At 63.5% G+C, this 21240-nt stretch carries 20 protein-coding genes and 1 riboswitch; of the genes, 16 read left to right on the top strand and 4 right to left on the bottom strand.

Going from position 1 to position 21240, the window contains the following annotated elements:
- Positions 1-36 precede the first annotated feature (36 nt).
- The 9 genes from AC07VS_RS23035 to AC07VS_RS22995 all read left to right on the top strand — a co-directional run bounded on the left by AC07VS_RS23035 (position 37) and on the right by AC07VS_RS22995 (position 8039).
- Positions 37-2457 carry a heavy metal translocating P-type ATPase gene (locus AC07VS_RS23035; RefSeq protein ID WP_492346183.1) on the top strand — a complete coding sequence of 807 codons (2421 nt, stop codon included), beginning with the start codon at positions 37-39 and terminating at the stop codon, positions 2455-2457.
- Positions 2457-2594 (top strand): cbb3-type cytochrome oxidase assembly protein CcoS, encoded by a 138-nt coding sequence (gene ccoS / locus AC07VS_RS23030; protein WP_027476915.1) that lies wholly within the window; start codon positions 2457-2459, stop codon positions 2592-2594. Before AC07VS_RS23035 ends, ccoS begins: the two co-directional genes overlap by 1 nt.
- A gap of 62 nt (positions 2595-2656) precedes the next feature.
- Entirely contained in the window at positions 2657-4093 is a 1437-nt protein-coding gene (gene ccoN / locus AC07VS_RS23025; protein WP_492346184.1) for a cytochrome-c oxidase, cbb3-type subunit I, read from the top strand.
- Positions 4094-4106: 13 nt separating this feature from the next.
- Positions 4107-4745, top strand: a complete 639-nt coding sequence (ccoO, locus tag AC07VS_RS23020; RefSeq protein WP_019573067.1) for a cytochrome-c oxidase, cbb3-type subunit II — start codon at positions 4107-4109, stop codon at positions 4743-4745.
- A 9-nt stretch (positions 4746-4754) separates the two neighbouring features.
- Entirely contained in the window at positions 4755-4892 is a 138-nt protein-coding gene (locus AC07VS_RS23015) for a cbb3-type cytochrome oxidase subunit 3 (protein ID WP_027476917.1), read from the top strand.
- 20 nt (positions 4893-4912) lie between these two features.
- The gene (gene ccoP / locus AC07VS_RS23010; protein WP_492346185.1) at positions 4913-5833 is read left to right on the top strand and encodes a cytochrome-c oxidase, cbb3-type subunit III; all 921 of its coding nucleotides are present in this window, start codon (positions 4913-4915) and stop codon (positions 5831-5833) included.
- A gap of 76 nt (positions 5834-5909) precedes the next feature.
- Positions 5910-7373, top strand: a complete 1464-nt coding sequence (gene ccoG, locus AC07VS_RS23005; RefSeq protein ID WP_492346186.1) for a cytochrome c oxidase accessory protein CcoG — start codon at positions 5910-5912, stop codon at positions 7371-7373.
- 12 nt (positions 7374-7385) lie between these two features.
- Complete coding sequence (locus AC07VS_RS23000; protein ID WP_492346187.1) at positions 7386-7685, top strand: FixH family protein; 300 nt, start codon at positions 7386-7388, stop codon at positions 7683-7685.
- A 57-nt stretch (positions 7686-7742) separates the two neighbouring features.
- Positions 7743-8039, top strand: coding sequence for a hypothetical protein (locus AC07VS_RS22995; RefSeq protein WP_492346188.1), 297 nt, complete (start codon positions 7743-7745; stop codon positions 8037-8039).
- A 230-nt stretch (positions 8040-8269) separates the two neighbouring features.
- On the opposite strand, the gene fnr is transcribed toward AC07VS_RS22995, so the two are convergent.
- A complete protein-coding gene (gene fnr / locus AC07VS_RS22990; protein ID WP_492346189.1) occupies positions 8270-9061 on the bottom strand; it encodes a fumarate/nitrate reduction transcriptional regulator Fnr in 792 nt (263 codons plus the stop codon).
- A gap of 117 nt (positions 9062-9178) precedes the next feature.
- Between fnr and hemN the strand changes: the two genes are divergently transcribed.
- The 4 genes from hemN to AC07VS_RS22970 all read left to right on the top strand — a co-directional run bounded on the left by hemN (position 9179) and on the right by AC07VS_RS22970 (position 15253).
- Positions 9179-10564 carry an oxygen-independent coproporphyrinogen III oxidase gene (gene hemN, locus AC07VS_RS22985; RefSeq protein WP_492346190.1) on the top strand — a complete coding sequence of 462 codons (1386 nt, stop codon included), beginning with the start codon at positions 9179-9181 and terminating at the stop codon, positions 10562-10564.
- Between the two features lie 57 nt (positions 10565-10621).
- A complete protein-coding gene (locus tag AC07VS_RS22980) occupies positions 10622-11368 on the top strand; it encodes a sulfite exporter TauE/SafE family protein (protein WP_494658632.1) in 747 nt (248 codons plus the stop codon).
- A 136-nt stretch (positions 11369-11504) separates the two neighbouring features.
- Positions 11505-12824, top strand: coding sequence for a cyclic di-GMP phosphodiesterase (locus tag AC07VS_RS22975; protein WP_494658631.1), 1320 nt, complete (start codon positions 11505-11507; stop codon positions 12822-12824).
- On the top strand, positions 12821-15253 hold the full coding sequence (locus tag AC07VS_RS22970) for a sensor domain-containing protein (protein ID WP_494752121.1): 2433 nt from the start codon (positions 12821-12823) through the stop codon (positions 15251-15253). Before AC07VS_RS22975 ends, AC07VS_RS22970 begins: the two co-directional genes overlap by 4 nt.
- A gap of 38 nt (positions 15254-15291) precedes the next feature.
- On the opposite strand, the gene AC07VS_RS22965 is transcribed toward AC07VS_RS22970, so the two are convergent.
- From AC07VS_RS22965 to AC07VS_RS22955, 3 genes are all read right to left on the bottom strand, one after another.
- On the bottom strand, positions 15292-16107 hold the full coding sequence (locus AC07VS_RS22965; RefSeq protein ID WP_492346194.1) for a sulfite exporter TauE/SafE family protein: 816 nt from the start codon (positions 16105-16107) through the stop codon (positions 15292-15294).
- A gap of 362 nt (positions 16108-16469) precedes the next feature.
- Complete coding sequence (locus tag AC07VS_RS22960; RefSeq protein WP_494752120.1) at positions 16470-16838, bottom strand: cell division protein ZapA; 369 nt, start codon at positions 16836-16838, stop codon at positions 16470-16472.
- Entirely contained in the window at positions 16835-17071 is a 237-nt protein-coding gene (locus tag AC07VS_RS22955; RefSeq protein WP_019573080.1) for a cell division protein ZapB, read from the bottom strand. Before AC07VS_RS22955 ends, AC07VS_RS22960 begins: the two co-directional genes overlap by 4 nt.
- 37 nt (positions 17072-17108) lie before the next feature.
- Positions 17109-17354: riboswitch (cobalamin riboswitch) on the top strand.
- Positions 17355-17444: 90 nt separating this feature from the next.
- On the opposite strand from AC07VS_RS22955, the gene AC07VS_RS22950 reads away from it, so the two are divergent.
- From AC07VS_RS22950 to AC07VS_RS22940, 3 genes are read left to right on the top strand one after another with little or no spacing between them, the layout of a single operon-like run.
- Complete coding sequence (locus AC07VS_RS22950) at positions 17445-19322, top strand: TonB-dependent receptor domain-containing protein (RefSeq protein ID WP_494752119.1); 1878 nt, start codon at positions 17445-17447, stop codon at positions 19320-19322.
- Positions 19322-20659, top strand: coding sequence for a cobyrinic acid a,c-diamide synthase CobB (locus AC07VS_RS22945; protein ID WP_494752118.1), 1338 nt, complete (start codon positions 19322-19324; stop codon positions 20657-20659). Before AC07VS_RS22950 ends, AC07VS_RS22945 begins: the two co-directional genes overlap by 1 nt.
- Positions 20656-21225 carry a bifunctional adenosylcobinamide kinase/adenosylcobinamide-phosphate guanylyltransferase gene (locus AC07VS_RS22940; protein ID WP_494752117.1) on the top strand — a complete coding sequence of 190 codons (570 nt, stop codon included), beginning with the start codon at positions 20656-20658 and terminating at the stop codon, positions 21223-21225. Before AC07VS_RS22945 ends, AC07VS_RS22940 begins: the two co-directional genes overlap by 4 nt.
- Positions 21226-21240 lie beyond the last annotated feature (15 nt).

Here is a 21240-nt window from a genome sequence, read left to right as displayed (position 1 = left end):
AGAGGGTGACACAGAATCGCGGTTAGGCTCAAGCTCATGATTTCCGCAAGCCCCGTGCCCCTTTCTTCGCTTGACCTGCTGGCGCCCCCGACGGAAGCCCAGCCGGTGGGGCGTGCGGCTGCCCGCGAATCCGAGCGACTGGGTTTGCTGGACGATCCCCATGAATGGCCGGTGTTTGGTCGCCGATGCGATGACACCGGGCCCTCCGAGGTGCCATCCGCTGCGGCCGCATCGGGCCCTTGGGAGTCTCAGGTGGTGCTGGAGGGCATGCACTGTGCCGCTTGCGCGTTGACCATCGAGCAGGCCTTGCTGGCGGTGCCGGGCGTTGTGGAGGCGCAGGTCAATGCGGCCACGCACCGTGCGCGCGTGGTGTGGCAGCCTGCCCAGGTCTTGCCGTCTCGCTGGATGTCGGCCGTGGGGTCTGCCGGGTATCGTGCCCTGCCGGCGCGCGATGCCTTCACCGTGGAGTTGCGTCAGCAGGAGCAACGGCGTGCGCTGTGGCGCCTGGGTGTGGCAGGCTTTTGCATGATGCAGGTCATGATGTACGCGTGGCCAGCCTACGTGGCCAATCCGGGTGACATGACCGACGACATGGCGCAACTGTTGCGCTGGGCCTCCTGGGTGCTGACCTTGCCGGTGATGCTGTTTTCGTGCAGCCCGTTTTTCCGAAATGCATGGCGTGACGTGCGGCAGCGCCGCATCAGCATGGATTTTCCGGTCGCCCTGGGCATGGCGGTCACCTTCGTGGTCAGTTCGGCGGCCACCTTCGATGCCAGCGGTCCCTTGGGCCATGAGGTCTATTACGACTCACTGACCATGTTCGTGTTCTTTTTGCTCACCGGCCGCTGGATGGAGCTGCGCCTGAGGGATCGCACGGCGGGGGCCCTGGAAGCCTTGATGAACCGCTTGCCAGACAGCGTGGAGCGCCGTGGCGCTGATGGGTTGTTCGAGCGCGTGGCGGTGCGCCGTCTGGGGGTGGGGGATGTGGTCCGTGTGCTGCCCGGCGAGGGCTTTCCGGCCGATGGCGAGGTGCTGGAGGGCGAGACCCTGGTCGACGAGGCTTTGCTCACCGGCGAGTCGCGTCCGGTGCGTCATGCCACAGGCTCATTGGTGACGGCGGGCAGCCACAATCTGTCGGCACCTGTGCTGGTGCGTGTGGCACGCCTGGGGGCTGAGACCCGCTTTGCCGAGATTGTCTCGATGATGGAGCACGCCTCCATGGACAAGCCTCGCCTGGCCTTGCTGGCAGACCGGCTGGCCCGTCCATTTTTGTTGGCCGTGCTGGCCGCGGCGGTGCTGTCCGCTGCCTGGTGGTGGTCGGTTGATCCGGGGCGAGCGCTGATGGTGGCCGTGGCCGTGCTGATCGTCACATGCCCTTGTGCTTTGTCGTTGGCCACCCCGGCCGCCATGTTGGCTGCGGCGGGGGCCTTGGCACGCCAAGGTGTGCTGGTGCGCAATCTGCAGGCGCTGGAAGCCCTGGCCGAAGTGGATCAGTTTGTCTTTGACAAGACGGGCACGTTGACCCGCGATGGCATGACGGTGCAGGCCATGCGCGTGCGGCCTGGTGTTGAGCCTTTGATGGCGCTGCGACTGGCCCGTGGTTTGGCGGCGCATTCGCTGCATCCTGTGTCGCGCTCCGTTCATGCTGCCCTGGGATTGATCCCGTCGTTGCGCAAGGAGGGGGCGGCGCCTGAAGACTTGTCTCCCGCCGTGCTGGCAAAGGTGCGAGAGGTTTCAGGCTCCGGGCTGGAGGGGCGGGCCGATCTGATGGGCCGAGGTGAAGCCAGCTACCGACTGGGTTCGGCCAGTTGGTGCGGCCTGAGCGCTGCGGAGGTCGACCGGGCAGGGGACCTGCAGCAGGTCTACCTGGCCGATGAGCAAGGTTGGTTGGCCACCTTTGAACTGCGGGAAGACGTGCGAGAGGATGCCGCCGAGGCCGTGCGTCACCTGCAGGCGCAGGGCGTGGGGGTGGCCCTGCTTTCGGGTGATCGTGCCGCGTCGGCCGGGCGGGTGGCGGGCCAGGTCGGTATTGCCCGCTTTCATGGCGACTGTGCCCCGGCCGACAAGCTGGCGATCATGCGCGAGGCCCAGCGTGAAGGGCATCATGTGGCGATGGTGGGTGATGGGCTCAATGATGGTCCGGTGCTCGCCGGTGCGCATGTTTCTTTTGCTTTTGGCAACGCAGTCCCGTTGGCACGTTCCCGTTCCGATTTTGTGGTGATGGGCGGGCAATTGTCGCGTTTGCCCGACACCGTGGCGCTGGCCCGTCGCACCTTGCGTGTGGTCCGCCAAAACCTGATCTGGGCAGCAGGCTACAACGCGATCTGTGTGCCCCTGGCGGTGGTGGGCTGGTTGCCTGCCTGGTTGGCCGGCCTGGGCATGGCCTTGAGTTCACTGATCGTGGTGCTCAACGCGGCCCGCCTGTCTTTGCCCAGCCTGTCTTTGCGGAGCCCATGATGGATATTCTTTTTCTGCTTATTCCGCTTTCGGTGGCCTTGGTGCTGCTGATTCTGGGGGGCCTGTGGTGGGCAATCCACCATGGGCAATTTGAGGGCGTGGAGCAGGAGGGAGAGCGGATTCTCAGGAACGATTGACGCACGTCAATGCACCTGTGCACGTTCGCTCTGACACTCGATCAGCAACTTAGAGGTAACCGATGAAGTCATCCAATACACAAGCTGCCCTGTACAACGACACCGTGGTCAGGCAGTTCTCAATCATGGCGGTGGTCTGGGGGGTGGTTGGCATGCTGGTGGGCGTTGTGATCGCCGCCCAGCTTGCTTGGCCCGAACTCAATTTAGGCATTCCATGGCTCAGTTATGGTCGCTTGCGACCTTTGCACACCAACGCCGTGATTTTCGCGTTCGGTGGTTGTGCGCTGTTTGCCACCAGCTACTACGTGGTGCAGCGAACCTGCCAGGTCCGTCTGTTCGCGGGTCCCTTGGCGGCGTTCACGTTCTGGGGCTGGCAATTGGTGATTCTGGCGGCGGCCATCAGCCTGCCTCTGGGTTACACCACCGGCAAGGAGTACGCTGAACTTGAGTGGCCGATCGACATCCTGATCACGCTGGTGTGGGTGTCTTACGCCATTGTGTTCTTCGGCACGGTCGGCATGCGCAAGGTGCGTCACATCTATGTGGCGAACTGGTTCTATGGCGCCTTCATCATTGCGGTGGCCATCCTTCACCTGGTCAACAGTGCTGAAGTGCCGGCTGGCTTCATGAAGTCGTACTCGGCCTACGCCGGTGTGCAAGACGCCATGGTGCAGTGGTGGTACGGTCACAATGCGGTGGGCTTTTTCCTGACCGCAGGCTTCCTGGGCATGATGTATTACTTCATCCCCAAGCAGGCTGGCCGTCCGGTCTACTCGTATCGCCTGTCCATCGTCCACTTCTGGGCGCTGATCTTCACCTACATGTGGGCGGGTCCTCACCACCTGCACTACACGGCTCTGCCTGACTGGACCCAATCGGTCGGTATGGTGTTCTCGCTGATTCTGCTGGCTCCGAGCTGGGGCGGCATGATCAACGGCATCATGACCCTGTCGGGTGCCTGGCACAAACTGCGTGACGACCCCGTCCTGCGCTTCCTGATCGTGTCCCTGTCGTTCTACGGCATGAGCACCTTCGAAGGCCCGATGATGTCCATCAAGACCGTCAACGCCCTGAGTCACTACACCGACTGGACCGTGGGCCACGTGCACTCGGGCGCCCTGGGCTGGGTGGGCTTGATCTCCATGGGTTCGCTCTACTACCTGATCCCGCGTCTGTTCGGCAAGAAGACCATGTACTCGGTGAAGGCCATTGAAGTGCACTTCTGGACGGCCACCATCGGCATCGTGCTGTACATCGCTGCGATGTGGATTGCCGGCGTGATGCAGGGTCTGATGTGGCGCGCCATCAATGCCGACGGCACGCTGACCTACACCTTTGTTGAAGGCGTCAAGGCGACCTTCCCGTTCTACGTGATCCGCGTGTCCGGTGGTCTGCTGTACCTGGGCGGCATGATCGTCATGCTCTGGAACACCTGGATGACTGCCATCTCGGGTCGCTCGGTCGACACCCCGGTGCCTGCTGTGGTCGCCCACGCTTGAGGAGAGAAAAACCATGAGTCAACACAACGCAAATCAAGCGGCTCCCGGCGCCTTCTCGCATGAGCGCATCGAAACCAGCAACTTCCTCATGATCGTTCTGATCCTGCTGGTGGTGGCGGTCGGTGGTCTGGTCGAAATCGTTCCGCTGTTCTTCCAGAAGTCGACTACCGAGCCGGTGAAGGGCGTGCAGCCTTACACCGCCCTCCAACTGGTGGGCCGCGACATCTACATCCGCGAAGGCTGCTACAACTGCCATTCGCAGATGATTCGTCCGTTCCGCGCTGAAACCCTGCGTTATGGCCACTACTCGGTGGCTGGCGAGTTCGTGTATGACCACCCCTTCCAATGGGGTAGCAAGCGTACCGGTCCCGATCTGCAACGTGTGGGCGGCAAGTACAGCGATGAATGGCATCGCATCCACTTGAACAACCCGCGTGACGTGGTGCCTGAGTCCAACATGCCGGCTTACTCCTGGCTGGACAAGTCCACCATCGATCCCGCTGTGGTGGCTCCTCGCATGAAGGCCTTGCGCACTGTGGGCGTGCCTTACACCGACGAGCAGATCGCTGCCGGTGGTGACGAAGTCAAGGGCAAGACCGAACAGGACGCGCTCGTGGCCTATCTGCAATCCTTGGGTCGTGCCCTCAAGTAAGGAGTCGTGATGGACATCACCACCCTTCGCATTGCAGCCACGCTGGCCTGCTTCGTGACCTTTGTCGGCATCATGGTGTGGGCCTTCTCGCGCCGCAATGCCGCAGGTTTCCAGGAGGCTGCACAGCTTCCCTTTGATCAAGACTGAACACAGAACGAGAGAGCACCATGAGTGACTTCACAAGCAACTTCTGGTCGGTGTACGTGTCGGCAGTGACACTGGGGGGCATTCTTGCCTGCCTGTTGCTGCTGTGGATCGCGTCCCGCAAGAAAGTGGCCGCCACGGCGGACAACACCACTGGCCACATCTGGGATGAGGACCTGCGTGAAATGAACAACCCACTGCCCCTGTGGTGGGTGGGCCTGTTCATCATCACCGTGGTCTTTGGCCTGGGCTACCTCACGTTCTACCCGGGCCTGGGTGACTTTGCCGGCAAGCTCGGCTGGTCGACCGCCAATGAGTACGAGAAGGAAGTGGCCAAGGCCAACAAAGAGCTCGAGCCCCTGTACGCACGCTTCACCAGCATGTCTGTGGAAGATGTGGCCAAGGACCCGCAGGCTGTGGCGATTGGCGAGCGTCTGTTCATGAACAACTGCGCTCAGTGCCACGGCTCTGACGCCCGCGGCAGCAAGGGCTTCCCGAACCTGACCGACGGCGATTGGTTGCATGGCGGCACGCCCGAAAAGATCACCGAGACCATCACCGGTGGCCGCATCGGCAACATGCCTCCCATGGCCGCTGCCGTGGGCACGGCTGATGACGTGAAGAACGTGGCCAACTACGTTCTGAGCCTCTCGGGCAGCCCCCATGACTCGCTGCGTGCATCGCTGGGCAAGGCCAAGTTTGGTGCCTGCGCTGCCTGCCACGGCGCTGACGGCAAGGGTAACCAGGCGCTGGGTTCAGCCAACCTGACCGACGACATCTGGCTGCATGGCTACGGTGAAGCCGCGATCATCAGCATGATCAACAACGGCAAGACCAACCAGATGCCGGCCCAGGCCGAGAAGCTCACAGCGGCTCAGATCCATGTGTTGGCGTCCTATGTGTGGGGCATGTCCAACCTGGCTCCCGCCAAGGCTGCCAAGTAAGGCTTGACCCTTGCGCCCGCCCGGACGCTGATTGACGTCCGGGCGGGTTTTCCTTTTCAATCGTGATGAGGCCCTGATGGGCCTGATCGGGGACTGTAGTTTGGAACCCACCTCAGGCGATCGTCGCAAAATCATTCCCATCGTTGCTGCCCCCGACGACAGCGCCGAGTTGGTGTCTCTGTACGCTGCCCAGCAGAAGATCCATCCCCGCTCTGTCAGCGGCTTTTTCAGTCAGTGGCGTTGGGCGCTGGTGATCTTCACGCAACTGGTTTTCTATGGGCTGCCCTGGCTGGAGTGGGGGCAACGCCAAGCCGTGCTCTTTGACTTGGGTGCGCGCCGCTTTTTCATTTTTGGCCTGGTTCTTTACCCCCAGGACTTCATCTATCTGACAGGCTTGCTGGTCATCTCGGCCTTGGCACTGTTCCTGTTCACGGCCGTCGCCGGCCGACTCTGGTGTGGCTATGCCTGCCCGCAAACTGTCTACACCGAGATCTTTCTGTGGATCGAGCACCACATTGAAGGGGATCGCCAGGCCCGCATCCGCCTCGATGACGCGCCGCTGAGCCTCGAAAAGATCGTCAAGCGCAGCTTCAAGCACATCGTCTGGCTGACCTTGTCGGTCTGGACGGGTTACACCTTTGTGGGCTATTTTTCGCCGATCCGGGATCTGGGCATGGCCTTTCTGACCACTCAGATGGGGGGCTGGGAGATCTTCTGGGTGCTGTTCTATGGCTTTGCCACCTATGGCAATGCCGGCTTCATGCGCGAGCAGGTGTGCAAATACATGTGCCCCTATGCCCGCTTCCAGAGCGCCATGTTCGACAAGGACACCCTGATCGTCACCTACGACGAGGCCCGCGGTGACCCTCGTGGCTCGCGTTCACGCAAGGCCGATCCTGCGGCGCTGGGCCTGGGGTCCTGTGTGGATTGCAGTCTGTGTGTGCAGGTCTGTCCGACGGGCATCGATATCCGCAAGGGGCTGCAATACGAATGCATTGGTTGCGGTGCCTGCGTGGACGTGTGCGACACCGTGATGGACAAGATGAACTACCCGCGTGGGCTCATCCGTTACTCCACTCAGAACGCAGTCTCCAACCAATGGGGGCGGCCCGAGATCATGCAGCGGGTGTTCCGGCCGCGGACCATTCTGTATGGCGTGGTGTTGCTGGCCCTTACCGTGGGGTTGCTGGCCAGTCTGGTGCTCAGAACCCCGCTCAAGGTCGACATCGTGCGTGACCGGGCAGCGCTTTCGCGCATTGTGTCCGGTGGGAAGCTTGAGAACGTCTACCGCCTGCAGATCATGAATGCGACCGAGAAAGAGCAGACCTATGTGATCAAGGCAACGGGCCTGGATGGCCTGGAGGTGGCCTCCGAGCAACAGGTGGTCATCGAGCCGGCCCAGTCGCGTTGGGTGCCGGTGCGCCTGCAGATACCTTATGGTGCGGTTCCTCCAGGGTCTCACACGGTCTACTTCGCTGTCGGCGAAGCAGCCGGTGGTGCCCATGTGTCTGAAAAATCTGTTTTCCTGGTGCCTCGCTGAGGTCAATGCCCTATGAACTCTTCCATCCCCTCCAAGTCTTCTGCCGCTGAGCCGACACCGCGTCCCTGGTGGACCCATGGCCATGTCTGGATGATCATTTCCGGTCCTGCCATTGTGGTGGTGGCGGGCTTTGTCACTTTGTGGCTCGCCATTCGCACGCCCGACCCGGTCATTGAGGCCGATTACTACAAGCGCGGTATCGAGATCAACCGGACCTTGCCCGATGTGGATCCCAAAGCCATGATGCCGGCCCTGCAGGGCCGCAACCACGCGGTCACGCCGACTCAGGATATTCCCGAGCCCAAGCGTTAAGCCTCTTACCGATTGGGCAGATGAGGGCTAGGATGGTTCAAACAACCGGAGAGCCTCATGCTGAATCAGCGCTTGATGTGGATCGCCTGGCCGGCCTTTTTGGTGGCAGGCGTGCTTGAAATACTGGTTTTTGCCGTCGTCGACCCCAATGATCTGTCATGGTTCGGCCAACCTGTGGAGTTGTCTCGCCAGGGGGTTTACACCATCGCCTTCTTTGCGTTCTGGGTGTGTGCGATCGTATCCAGCGGCTTGACCACGTTGCTGGCTCAGTCGCCGTTCGAGGTCAATCGCTGTCCGCTGCCGGGTTCCGACCGACCCGATGGCTGTCCCAAGCAAGAGGCTTCCTGCGTCTGACGCCTTGTGGGTCTGTTGCTTGGTGCGGCCAGACACGAGCCTATTTGTGCCTGCTTTCGTGCCTGCTTTCGTGCCCGCTTCCGCGGCCTGCTTCCAACTGGGTTGGCCCTCAACTTCAGATGTGAAAACACCCGGGTGGCCGGGTGCTTTTGTTTGTTTTTCTGTTTGTATGCCCAGCGGCAAAGCCTGTCGGTGATGTATCACCGGCCAGTGGGGTAGGCCCCCGGATCTTATTGGCAGGTCTGGGAATTCACGATGCGCTTGAGGGCATCGGTATCCAGAATGCGCACATGGCGCTGCTTGACCTCGACGATGTTCTCTTCCACAAATTTGGAGAACGTGCGGCTCACGGTTTCAAGCTTCAGGCCCAGATAGCTGCCGATTTCTTCACGCGTCATGCGCAGCACCAGCTCAGACTGGGAGAAGCCCCGCGCGTGCAGGCGCTGGACCAGGTTCAGCAAGAAGGCGGCCAGGCGTTCTTCGGCACGCATGCTGCCCAACAACAGCATCACGCCGTGCTCGCGAACGATCTCGCGGCTCATGATCTTGTGCACATGGTGCTGCAGTGCCGTCACTTCGCGCGACAGCTCTTCGATGCGGTCAAACGGCATCACGCACACCTCAGCATCTTCGAGTGCCACGGCGTCGCAGGTATGGTGGTCTTGAACAATGCCATCCAGGCCAATGATTTCACCTGCCATCTGGAAGCCTGTGACCTGATCGCGCCCATCTTCGGTCGCCACGCAGGTTTTGAAGAAACCCGTGCGGATCGCATACAGCGAAGTGAATTTTTCGCCATTGCGAAACAGTGTCGTGCCGCGCTTGACCTTGCGCCGGATCGCCACCACCTCATCAATGCGTTCAAGTTCTTCGGGCTTCAGGCCCATGGGCATGCACAACTCGCGCAGATTGCAGTTGGAGCAGGCAACTTTGATGGTTTGTGGGTTCATTCGCCTAGTAGAAGAGTCAGCGCTTGAGCTTAACGGTTTTGTAAGCTCGTTGGTTACAGGTGTGTCAAACATGGCTCCTCCTGATATGCCTCAAATTGTGACTTTGGGTGCGCGTTGCTCGCTTGATCCACATCAAGGCCTCATTCCTTGGCTGATGCACATTATGGTGTCCAGAAGGAAAAATGCCAGATGAATGTCGTTTCGCCAGAGCTGTTGCGTCGGTTTGATGTGCCGGGGCCCAGGTACACCTCCTATCCTACGGCCGACCGCTTTGTTGAGGCTTACACCGAAGCAGATTACCGGCAAGCTCTGGATCAGCGTCGCGGTGGAGGGGCTGCAACGTTGGCTCTGCCTCTTTCCCTGTACATCCACATTCCCTTTTGCGAGTCGCTTTGCTACTACTGCGCCTGCAACAAGATCATCACCAAGCACCCTGAGCGGGCCGATGAGTACTTGCGCTACCTGGGGCGCGAGGTCGATCTGCATGTGCAGCAGATCGGTACGGGTCAGGCGGTCAGTCAGCTGCATCTGGGCGGGGGCAGCCCCACCTTTCTCAGCGATGAGCGCTTGAGCGAACTCATGGCCATGTTGCGGCGCAATTTTTCGCTGGCACCCGGTGGCGAGTATTCCATCGAGGTCGATCCACGCACCGTTACCCGGGATCGCCTGGCTCACCTGGCTCGCCTGGGCTTCAACCGGCTGAGCTTCGGGGTGCAGGATTTCGATCCCGCCGTTCAAAAGGCGGTGCACCGCATTCAACCCGCAGAACAGGTGTTCGATCTGGTGGCGGAAGCCCGTCGCCTTGGTTTCGAGTCGATCAACGTCGATCTGATCTATGGCCTGCCGCGGCAGACCCCCGAATCGTTTGATCGCACCCTGGCCCAGGTGACCGAATTGCGGCCTGACCGCATTGCCCTGTATGCCTATGCGCACCTGCCTGAGCGTTTCAAGCCGCAGCGCCGCATTGTTTCAGCTGAGTTGCCGGGGGGGCCGGCCAAGGTGTCGATGTTGTCACGTTCGCTGTCGGCCTTCATCGAGGCCGGTTATGTCTATGTGGGCATGGATCACTTTGCCTTGCCCAATGACGCACTGGCCGTGGCCAAGCGCCAAGGGCGTCTGCATCGCAACTTCCAGGGTTACAGCACCCAACCCGATTGCGATCTGATCGGTCTGGGGGTATCGGCCATCGGGCGAGTCGGGGCGACTTACAGCCAGAACGCCAAGACCCTGGAAGACTATTACGACTACCTCAACCAGGGGCGCCTGCCCGTCGTTCGGGGTTTGGCCTTGTCGCGCGACGATCTGGTCCGGCGCGCCGTCATCATGGCGTTGATGTGCCAAGGGCGACTGGTGTACGAGTCGATCGATCTGGCTTGGTTGATCGACTGCCGCAGCTATTTCGCGACCGAAATGGGTCTGTTGCAGGATCTGGCCAAGGATGGCCTGCTCACCATGGATGACTCTGGCATCGAGGTCACGCCGAACGGTTGGTTCTTCATCCGTGCCATCGCCATGGTCTTTGACCGCTATTTGCAGGCCGACCGCAACCGTGCCCGTTTCTCACGCATCATCTGAGCCTCGCTGTCACTCGGTCCGGTGGATCCGGGTTGGCGCTTGTCTGCAAGGAGGCGGATGGTGTTGAGCTCTCTGGCATGGACGGCCTTGTTGATGGGGTTGGCAGGTGGTCCCCATTGCGTTGCCATGTGCGGTGCCGCCTGCACGGCCCTGGGGCGTTCCTCGGGTGGGACTGAGCAGCCGATTCAATGGTTGCCTGCGGATCCGGCGGGCGCCGTTGCCCGTTCGCGCTTGAACAGTTTGCCCACCGGGCGCGAATGCCTGTTTCAGGTTGGGCGGCTGATCGGTTATGCCGGCGCCGGCGCCCTGGCCGCGGTGGCCGTGGGGGCGTTGGCGTGGCTCAGTGGCAAGACGGCTGTCTTGCGACCTGTGTGGAGCCTGTTTCATGTCGCAGTTCTTGCCTGGGGGCTTTGGCTGGTGATCCAGGCCGAGCAGCCGGCCTGGGTGCAGGGCGCCGCCCGCTCGGTCTGGCAGCGGGTACAACCCTTGACGGCGCGTGGGAGTGGCGTTTTTGCGACAGGTGTGGCCTGGGCCTTCATGCCTTGTGGCCTGCTTTATTCGGCCCTGCTGGTGGCCGGTTTGGCGGGCGGGCCGGCCGAAGGTGCTCTGGTCATGGCCTTGTTCGCCCTTGGCGGCAGTGTGTCTTTGTTGGCGGGACCTTGGCTCTGGCGCTCGCTCCAGCAGCGGGTCAACGGTTGGCGGCAGGATTGGGGCACGCGGATGGCGGGCTTGTTTCTTTGCGCTTTGGCCGGTTGGTCCCTGTGGTTGGACGTCGCCCATCGCGTGGCTGAGTGGTGCCAGTAACAGGTCTGGGACGCGTTCACTGAGTCTCATCGGAATCAGGTTTGTCGCGCGTCACTTGCTAGAGGTAAAAGTTGTCTCAAAATCCCGCCATAATGGTTTCGTAAGACTGACTCTCTGGTCAGCTATTTTCGAATCCATGGAAGACAGCAAGAGCAAGCTCATCGACATTCAGCGGTTGCGCAAAGGCATGTTTGTGCAGCTTGAGCTCGGCTGGATGGATCATCCCTTTCCGATGGGCAGTTTCAAGATCTCCTCCGACGAGCAGATCCAGACCCTGCGCTCGCTGGGGCTCAGCCAGATCCGGTACGTGCCCGCGCGAAGCGACGTGCAAGTCGATGAGTCCCCCTCTCAAGCGGTGCCGGCCGTGGGCGATGCGTCTTCGCCGGAACCCCAAGAACCTGACCAGGCACCGGCGTTGCCGCAGGGCTCGGGCGCAGACCGGGCACGCCAGGCGCGTCTGGCTGCACGCCTGGCGCAAGAGCGTTGCCTGGAGGTCTGCGAGCGTCGCTTCTTTGATGCCACCCGCCAGTACAAGAAGGTGGGTGAGCAACTGCGGCTGAGCCCTCAGGACGCCAAGCGTCAGAGCGAGGAACTGGTGGGCTCTTGTGTGTCCGAGCTGCTGGCCAATGGCGAATCGGTCATCCGCCTGCTGACCGAGGTGTCGGGCGATCGAAGCGCCACCCATCCCATCAATGTGATGGTGATCTCGCTGCTGTTGGGCAAGGCCCTGGGCCTGGAAGAGGCTGCCCTGAAGGATTTGGGCTTGGTGGCCATGTTGCACGACATCGGCAAGCTTGAGTTGCCTGACCGCGTGCGTTCATTCGATGACCAGTTCACTACCGCCGAGTACCGCATGTACCAGGAGCACGTCGAACAGGGCGTGATTCTGGCGCAGCGCATGGGGCTTGCGCCGGGTGTGATCAAGGGCATTTCGCAGCACCACGAGATGGCCGATGGCAGTGGCTTTCCGATGCGGCACAAGGTTGATCGCCTGGAGACACTGGGCAAGATCGTGGCGTTGGTCAATCGCTATGACAACCTCTGCAACCCCTCGCGTCTGGCCATCGCGCTGACCCCGCACGAAGCGCTGTCGGTGATTTTTGCGCAGATGAAAGCCCGCTTCGACACTACGGTGCTGGGTGCCTTCATCCGCATGATGGGCGTGTACCCACCGGGTTCGGTGGTCCAGTTGGTGAACGACCGGTTTGCCCTGGTGGTGTCGGTCAATTCGTCCCGCCCGTTGCGGCCCCGGGTGCTGGTGCATGATCCGATGGTGCCTCGCTCCGAGGCGCTGATCCTGGACCTGGAGCAGGTCCCTGAGCTGGGCATCAAGCGCAGCCTCAAGGCCTCGCAACTGCCCAAGGCGGCACTGGACTATCTGTCGCCACGCCAACGCATCTGCTACTTCTTTGAACGGGCCGTGGAGGCGCCTTCTCCGGCTGGAGCCGAACAGTGACCGACGCCCAGGCCGGGCCCAGCCTGGAGGGTCTGCTGGAATCGGTCTGGTTGGTGGAGACGGCGGGGCTCACTGTGTGCTGGGTCAACCGGGCGGCCTGTGCGCTCTTGGGACATGTCGCGCCTGAGGCCGTGTTGGGGCGGCCGGTGACCGATCTGGCGGTCTCGCCCGAAGACATGGTCTTCTGGGCCACGGTCCAGCCGGATGGGGATCCGGGGCTGTGGTCAGAAACCGTGCTGCGCCGCTTGGATGGTTCCGTGCTTCCCGTCGAGCGGCGCGTCACCCTCACACGACTTCCCGATGGTGCACCCGCATACCAGGTGGTGATGCTGGACCGGAGTCGGGAGCAGCACGCAACGAATGAATTCGAGCAGTTGGTGGCTGAGTTGCGCGCCACCCTGGATTCGACGGCCGATGGCATGCTGGTGTGCAGCCTGCGTGGCGAGGTGAGGGCGTTCAACCGCCGCTTCAGTCAAATCTGGTCGATCCCCGAAGCGCTGCACACCCAGCGTGATGATGGCGCGCTCCACGCCCATCTGATGGCTTCCGTGCTGGACCCTGAGCTTTACCAGCAGCGGCTTGCCGAATTGGCCGCCAGCCCCGACCTGCAGGTGAGCGACACCTTGTTGTTGAAGGATGGCCGGGTGCTTGAACGCGCCTGCGTGACGCAGATCAGCCGGGGGCGAGCGGTGGGCCGGGTCTACTCGTTTCGCGACATCACGGACCAGGTGGCTGCTCAGGCCGAGCTTCGGCGCGCCGCCAAGGTGTTTGAATGCAGCCTCGACGCCGTTTTCATCGCCACCGCCGAGGAGGTCCTGATGGCGGTCAATCCCGCGTTTTTGCGTCTGGCTCAGGCCGATGCCGACACGTTTGTCGGCACTGCGCCCTGGCTGGGGCGTGCGGCGGGGGCTTTGTTTGCCGACCCGGCTGACCCTGCGTTGATGGATCACATCCGGCAGCGGCGTGAGCAGCAGGGTTTCTGGGAGGGCGAGGTCTGGTTGTGCCGTGATGACGGCAGTCGTTGCCCGGTGCAATTGTCCTGGGTCCAACTCCATGATGAGCGGGCCGGCCTGGGTCAGAGCATCGGCTTCTTCCGAGACCTGACCGCGCAGCAGGCAGCTCAACGCCGCATTGAGCAACTCGCCTACAGCGATGCCCTCACCGGCCTGCCCAACCGCCTTCTGCTGTCGCAACGAGTGGATTTCGCGCTGAACATGGCGCGGCGCCATGCCGTCAGCTTTGCCGTGTTGTTCCTGGACCTCGATCGATTCAAGAACATCAACGACTCACTGGGCCATCAGTTCGGCGACCGGGTGCTGATCCAGGTGGCCGAACGCATCCGATTGTGTCTGCGCGACGTGGACACCCTGTGCCGCCTCGGAGGGGATGAATTTGTCCTGTACCTGCATGACGTGGAGGTGGCCGGGGCAGAGCGCGTTGCCTCGCGTGTGCTGGAGGCGCTGTCCCGTCCCTTTTTGCAGGACGACATGAACTTCAGCATCGGCTGCAGCATCGGCGTGGCCATGTACCCGGGCGACGGCGACACCCTTGACGAGCTGATCAAGCACGCCGACACCGCCATGTACGAGGTCAAGGGGGCAGGGCGGGGGCATATTCGCTTCTATCGCCCGCAGATGAATGTGGACATGCTCTCCCGCATGAAGCTGGAGACGGCGCTGCGCCAGGCCATCGAGCGGCAGGCCTTTCACTTGCACTACCAGCCTCAGCTTCATCTGACCTCGGGCCGTCTCATCGGCGCCGAAGCCTTGATCCGATGGTCGGATCCCGAGCGGGGCGCGGTCTCACCCGGACAGTTCATCCCGCTGGCAGAAGAGTCGGGACTGATCGTGCAGATCGGTGCCTGGGTGCTGGCCGAGGCCGTCGGCCAGGCCACCGCCTGGTGGCGTGCCGGCACCCCGCTTCAGGTGTCGATCAACGTGTCGGCGCTGCAGTTCAGGCAGCCGGACTTCGTGGAGCGCGTGGCGCAAGTGCTGGGTCAGCTTGGCTTGCCGCCCGCGTTGCTGGAGCTAGAACTCACAGAATCCATCCTGGTGCAGGATGCGGATGAGGTCTTGCAGCGGCTGCGCGCACTGGCGGCCCTGGGCGTGCATCTGGCGATTGATGATTTCGGGACCGGCTACTCCAGCCTGGCCTACCTGAAGAAGTTCCCCATCAGCAAACTGAAAATCGACCAGTCCTTTGTGCGCGGCCTGCCGGGGGATGACAGTGACGTGGCCATCGTCGCTGCCATGATTGGCCTGGCACGGGCCATGGGCTTGTCCGTCATTGCCGAGGGGGTTGAAACGGAAGATCAGCGCGCAGCGCTGCTGCGGCTGGGCTGCGATGAATACCAGGGCTTTTTGTTTTCACCCGGCGTGTCTGCGGCGAAATTTGCCGGTTTTCTGCAGGGGCCTGCTCGGGTCGCCTGAGGTTCCTGATGTGCCTCGGCGTTGCAGCAGAGGCCGGTTCAGCCGCTCAGGCCCTTCCACGCCATGTAGGCAGCCAGCAGGTACAGCAGGCTGGCAAACACCCGTTTGAGCTTTTTCACCGGCAATTGGTGGGCCGCCTTGGCGCCCAGTGGGGCGGTCAACACACTGCAGGCTGCGATCACGCCCAGCGCAGGCAGCCAGATGTAGCCAAACGAGGCAGGGGGCAGTTGGGTCAGTGACTGCCCGGCAATCACATAGCCCACCACATTGGCCACCGCAATCGGAAACCCAAGGGCCGCCGAGGTGGCCACGGCATTGTGGATGGGCACATTGCACCAGGTCATGAAGGGCACGCTCACAAAGCCGCCACCCGCACCCACCAGGCCCGACAGAAAACCGATCACGCCGCCGCCGGCCAGCTGGCCGGCCATGCCGGGCATCTGGCGCGCTGGGGCGGGCTTCTTGTCGAGGAACATCTGGGTGGCCGAAAAGCCCACGAACAGCGCAAAGAAAATCGCCAGGGCACTGCCCTTGAGCAAGGCAAAAACACCCATGCTGGCCACCGCACCGCCGAGCACGATGCCGGGGGCCAGCCCACGCACCAGATCCCATCGCACGGCACCGCGTTTGTGGTGTGCTCGCACGCTGGAGATGGACGTGAACATGATGGTGGCCATGGACGTGGCAATCGCCATTTTCACGGCCAGATCGGCTGCCACACCCTGGCGGCCCAGGATGGCTGTGATGAAGGGCACCATCAGCATGCCGCCACCAATGCCCAGCAGCCCCGCCAGGAAGCCCGAGAAAATGCCCAGCAGGGCCAGTTCAAGAATCAGGATCGGCTCAAGCAGCATGGTGGTGGCACCTGGATGCGACGGCAGACAAAAACAAGCCGGCGCGAGGCCGGCTTGTTCGGGAAGAAGGTGTCTGCGAGTGCCACCGGACCGGCATCCTGAACCGGGGGTTCAGGTGGGCAAGGGCAGACTGGCGTTGGGTTCATCTGACGCGAGACGATCACGCTCACCAGCCGATGTACCAAGCCCGGGCTCAGAGAGCATTGGTTCAAGGAAATATAAAGCCCGGCATGCACTGCAGACGGTTGCCATTGTAGGCCCGCCGAAGGGGGGCTGGCGGCAATCTGGCCCAGATCTGCACCTGTGAGGGGGCTTTGCTTGACAGCGCCCGGTCGATGGGGGCTGGAGCCTGGTAACAGGCCCTAGATCAGGTGGCCGTCGCCGCCCAGAGCGTTGTCGAGTTGGCGAATCAATTGGTTCAGACGCTCGGCATCGTGTGCGCTGAGCGCACCGGTCGGCAGGCTGGCCGCGGGCGAGGGGTGTGGGGTGGGGGCCTGCCGGGCCTGGGCCTGGGCTTGCAGATCGGCGTTTTCGCGATCGGCCAGCTCAAAAGCAAAGTTCAGGGCGGCCAGCACGGCAATGCGGTCGCGTGCACGCACCTTGCCCGCGTCGCGGATCTTGCACATCGCCGTGTCCAGGCGCTCCACGGCGTCCAGCAGGCGCGACTCTCGGCCATCAGGGCAGGCCAGCAGATAGCTCTGCTGCATGATCTGGACTTCGACTTGCTTCATGCGGCCTTGTCCTCGGAGGGTTCGGTGGGCAGCGGTGGCAGGCGCTCCAGCAGGGCCTCGACACGGGAGCGCGCGGCATTCAGCCGCGACTTCAGGCTGTCACGTTCGCGCCCCAGGGCCGCCACCTGCTCGGTGAGCAAGGCGTTGGTGCGTTGCAGCTCTTCGTGGCGCACCAGAAGCCGCTCAACGCGATCGGCGATCTGGTCAATGGGGTGCAGGTCGGAGGGTGCCATACAGCCGGCTATTGTAGGACGGGCGTCAGTGAATGGTTCTAAAATCCGGATTGTTGGTGCTCGCGGTGTGGTTCACACACCGCAGTTCAACGGGAAGCAGGAACGGGCAGGCGTCACGCGCCCCGCCTCCAACCTGCGCTGCCCCCGCAACGGTCAAGCAGACGAGCCTTTTTCAGGCTCCGCCTTTCTCCAACAAGCCACTGGATGTTCTGAACACGCATCTGGGAAGGCGAGGAGGGTTGTCTCTGCCAGCCCGGATACCGGCCAACAAGGTGAATGCCAAGGCCTGCCCGTTCAGGCCCTGGTGTTCGTGACGTCCAAGTGCCGGCGGGGAAGCCGGCGCGGACCTATTTTGCTGACCTGTCCCCGTCCCATGAAGAACCCTTCCGTTCAATCCTCCGTCCGTGTGTCCGTCCGTGCGCGCGCTCGCCATGGCCTGAGCCCTCTCGCCCTGGCCGCCGGCCTGTGTGTCCTGCAGGTGGCCGCGCAGGCCGCCGAGCTGCCTGTCCTGGTCGCAGGCTTGAACCCGCTCAAGGAAACCGTGGTCACTGCCACGCGCACCGAGCAGCCCCTGGCCGACCTGGTGGCTGATGTCACCTTGATCGATCGTGAAACCATCGAAAACAGTGGTGCCACCGCGCTGGCCGACGTGCTGGCCCGTGTGCCCGGCATTGAAATTTCCCGCAATGGTGGCCCCGGCACGACCACCAGCTTGTTCATGCGTGGGGCCGAGACCCGTTTCACCGCTGTGTTCATTGACGGCATCCGGGTGGATTCACAGTCCACCGGCGGCGCCGCCTGGGAGGCCATCCCCCTGGGCCTGATCGACCGCATCGAAGTGCTGCGTGGCCCGGCGGGGGCCGTCTACGGCTCGGACGCCATCGGCGGCGTGGTGCAGATCTTCACCAAGAAGGGCGAGGGCGCACTCAAGCCTTATGTCGGCATGGGCATCGGCAGCCTTCGCAGCACCCACCTGGAAGCCGCCCTCAGCGGTGCCGACGGGGCCATCGACTACGCGCTGGGGGTGCAGAACGAGACCAGCCTGGGCTTCAATGCCCGCCCCATCGCCACGGCCAACCCCGACCGTGACGGCTACCGCAGCAACTCGGGCTATGCCCGCCTCGGCGCCCAGCTCAACCGCGACCAGCGCCTGGAAGCGACCCTGCTCGGCAGCAACATGAACTCGGGCTATGACGCCAGCCTGAGCAAGGACGACCGCAACATGCACCGTCTTTACGCCGCCGGCCTGAACTGGTCGGCGCGCTGGAACGAGGGCTACAGCACCCGCGTCAGCGTCACCGAATCGTCCGACCACTACACCACCCAGCCCAGCCCCTACCAGACCAACACGCGGGTGCGCGGCTACCTGTTCCAGAACGAATGGAAGCGTGGCGCGGCCAATTGGACCGTGGCGCTCGAACGCCGGGAAGACCAGCTGCAGAACGCCCCCATCGACCGCAGCCGCTCGCAGGATGCGGTGGCCCTGGGCTATGGCCTGCGTTGGCAGGCCCACACCGTGCAGCTCAACCTGCGCCATGATCGCGACAGCGAATTCGGCAGCCACAACACGGGCAGTGCGGCCTATGGCTACGCCATCACGCCCGCCTGGCGTGCCACGGTGTCGGCCGGCACCGCCTTCCGTGCCCCCACGCTGTACCAGCGCTTCAGCGAGTACGGCCTGGCCTCGTTGCAACCCGAGACCAGCCGCAACCTCGAGGCCGGCCTGCGTTACCAGCAGGGCAGCAGCCTGTTCAGTGTGGTGGCCTACCGCAACACGGTGGACAACCTGATCAACTTCGGTGGCGCCGGTGCCTGCTCGTCGCCTTACGGCTGCTATGCCAACACCGGTCGCGCCCGCTATGAAGGCCTGACCTTCACGGGCGAGCAGCGTGTCGAGACCGTGCTGCTGCGCGGCTCGCTCGATGTGCAAGACCCGAAGGACCTGATCACCGGCAAGCAATTGGCCCGCCGCTCGCGCGAGCACGGTACCTTCAGTGCCGAGACCCGCCTGGCGCAATGGAACCTGGCTGCCGAGGCGCAATGGTCGGGTCGCCGTTTCGACAACGCCGCCAACACCGTGACACTGGGGGGCTACACCCTGTTCAACCTGCGTGCCAGCACCGACATCGCGCCGGATTGGAAGCTTCTGGCCCGCCTCAACAACCTGGCCGACAAGTCCTACCAACTGGCCAACACCTACGCCACCCCGGGCCGCAGCGTGTACTTGGGCCTGATCTGGGCCCCGCGCTGATGGCCGCGCTGGCGCCAGTGGTGCTGGTGGCCGCACCCGCTTCTGGCCAGGGCAAGACCACGGTCGCTTCGGCCCTGGCCCGCTTGCACAGCCGGGCCGGGCGGCGGGTGCGGACCTTCAAGTGCGGGCCCGATTTTCTCGACCCCTGCTGGCTGGCCTTGGCCAGCGGCGGCCCCGTGCACTCGCTGGACCTGTGGATGAACGGTGAGGCCGACTGTGCGGCCCGCCTGCAACAGGCTGCCGCCGACAGCGATCTGGTGATCGTCGAAGGCGTGATGGGCCTGTTCGATGGCCAGCCCAGCGCAGGCGATCTGGCGCGCCGCTTCGGCTTGCTGGTGTTGGCCGTGATCGACGGCTCGGCCATGGCCGGTACCTTCGGCGCCTTGGCCTATGGCCTGCAGCATTACCAGCCGGGGCTGCCCTGGCTGGGCGTGCTGGCCAACCGGGTGGGCAGCGAGCGCCACGCCTACATGCTGCGTGACGGCCTGCGCGACCCCGCCACCTGGCTGGGGGCCTTGCCCCGCAGTGCCGATTGGGCCCTGCCCGAGCGGCACCTGGGCCTGGTGCAGGCGGGTGAATTGCCCGATGCCCTGGCCCGCCTCGATGCGGCGGCCGACGCCTTGGCCAACACCCCCATCGGCCAGCGTGCGCTGGCCGACTGGCCGGCCTGGCAGCCTCCGGTCGACCTGCCCGCGGCCCCGGCGCCGGTGTCGACTTTGCTGGCCGGCCGGCGGGTGGCCGTGGCCCGTGATGCCGCCTTCTGTTTCATCTACCCGGCCAACCTGGACTGCCTGCGCGCCCTGGGCGCCGAGGTGGTGTTTTTCTCGCCCTTGACCGATGCGGCCTTGCCCGACTGTGACGCCTTGTGGCTGCCCGGTGGCTACCCCGAGCTGCACGGCCCGGCCCTGGCCGGCAACCCCACGATGCGCCTGAGCCTGCAGGCCCACGTGGCCGCTGGCCGCCGGGTCTGGGCCGAGTGCGGCGGCATGATGGCCTTGTTCGACAGCCTGGTCACCCGTGAGGGCGAGCGGTACGCCGGCTTCGGCCTGCTGCCGGGTCAGGTGCTGATGCAAAAGCGCCTGGTGGCCCTGGGGCCGCAGCAATGGACGCCCGAGCCCGGCGGCGGCACTTTGCGTGGCCACACCTTTCACCATTCGCTTTGCGAGACCGCATTGCAGCCCGTGGGCCGCAGCGTGCGTCCGGGCGTGTCGCCCCATGGCAGCGAAGGCGAGGCCGTGTATGGCCTGGGTCCGGTGCGGGCCAGCTACTTCCATGCCTGGTTCCCCTCGGCCCCCGAGGCGGTGGCTGCCTTGTTCCTGCCGGAGGCGCGACCATGAGCCACGCCTACCGTGAACTGATCCTGGGCGGCCAGAAGAGTGGCAAATCGGCGCGGGCCGAGCACCAGGCGGCCCAATGGTTGGCCCAGCCGCAGCGACAGGCGGTGTTGATCGCCACGGCCCAACCCTGGGACCCTGAGATGGCTGCACGCATCGAGCGCCACCAGAGCGACCGTGCCCAGCGTGTGCCGGGCCTGAAGACCGTCGAGTCGCCACTGGACTGGCCTGCTGAACTGCAGCGCCTGAGCCGGCACGACACCCTGGTGGTGGTCGATTGCCTGACCCTGTGGCTGACCAATCTGATCATGCCCATCGACCCGTCAGCCGCGGTGGGCGTTGATGGACTGGCCCGGCGCATCAGCGAGGCGGCCGAGGCCCTGGCCCGTGCTTCGGGTCCGGTGCTGCTGGTCAGTAACGAGATCGGCCTGGGGGTCATCCCGATGGGGCGCGAGGTCCGGGCCTTTGTCGATGCGCTGGGCCAGCTCAACCAGCGCCTGGCCCAGGTCTGCGACCGCGTCACCTTGATGGCCGCTGGCCTGCCCCTGACTCTGAAGGCCCCCGCTTGAAATCCTGCACCTTCC

This window comes from Curvibacter sp. GW821-FHT01G03, assembly GCF_059422285.1.
Note: the sequence above shows the minus strand (reverse complement) of the source record. Positions and strands in the feature narration are given on the sequence as shown.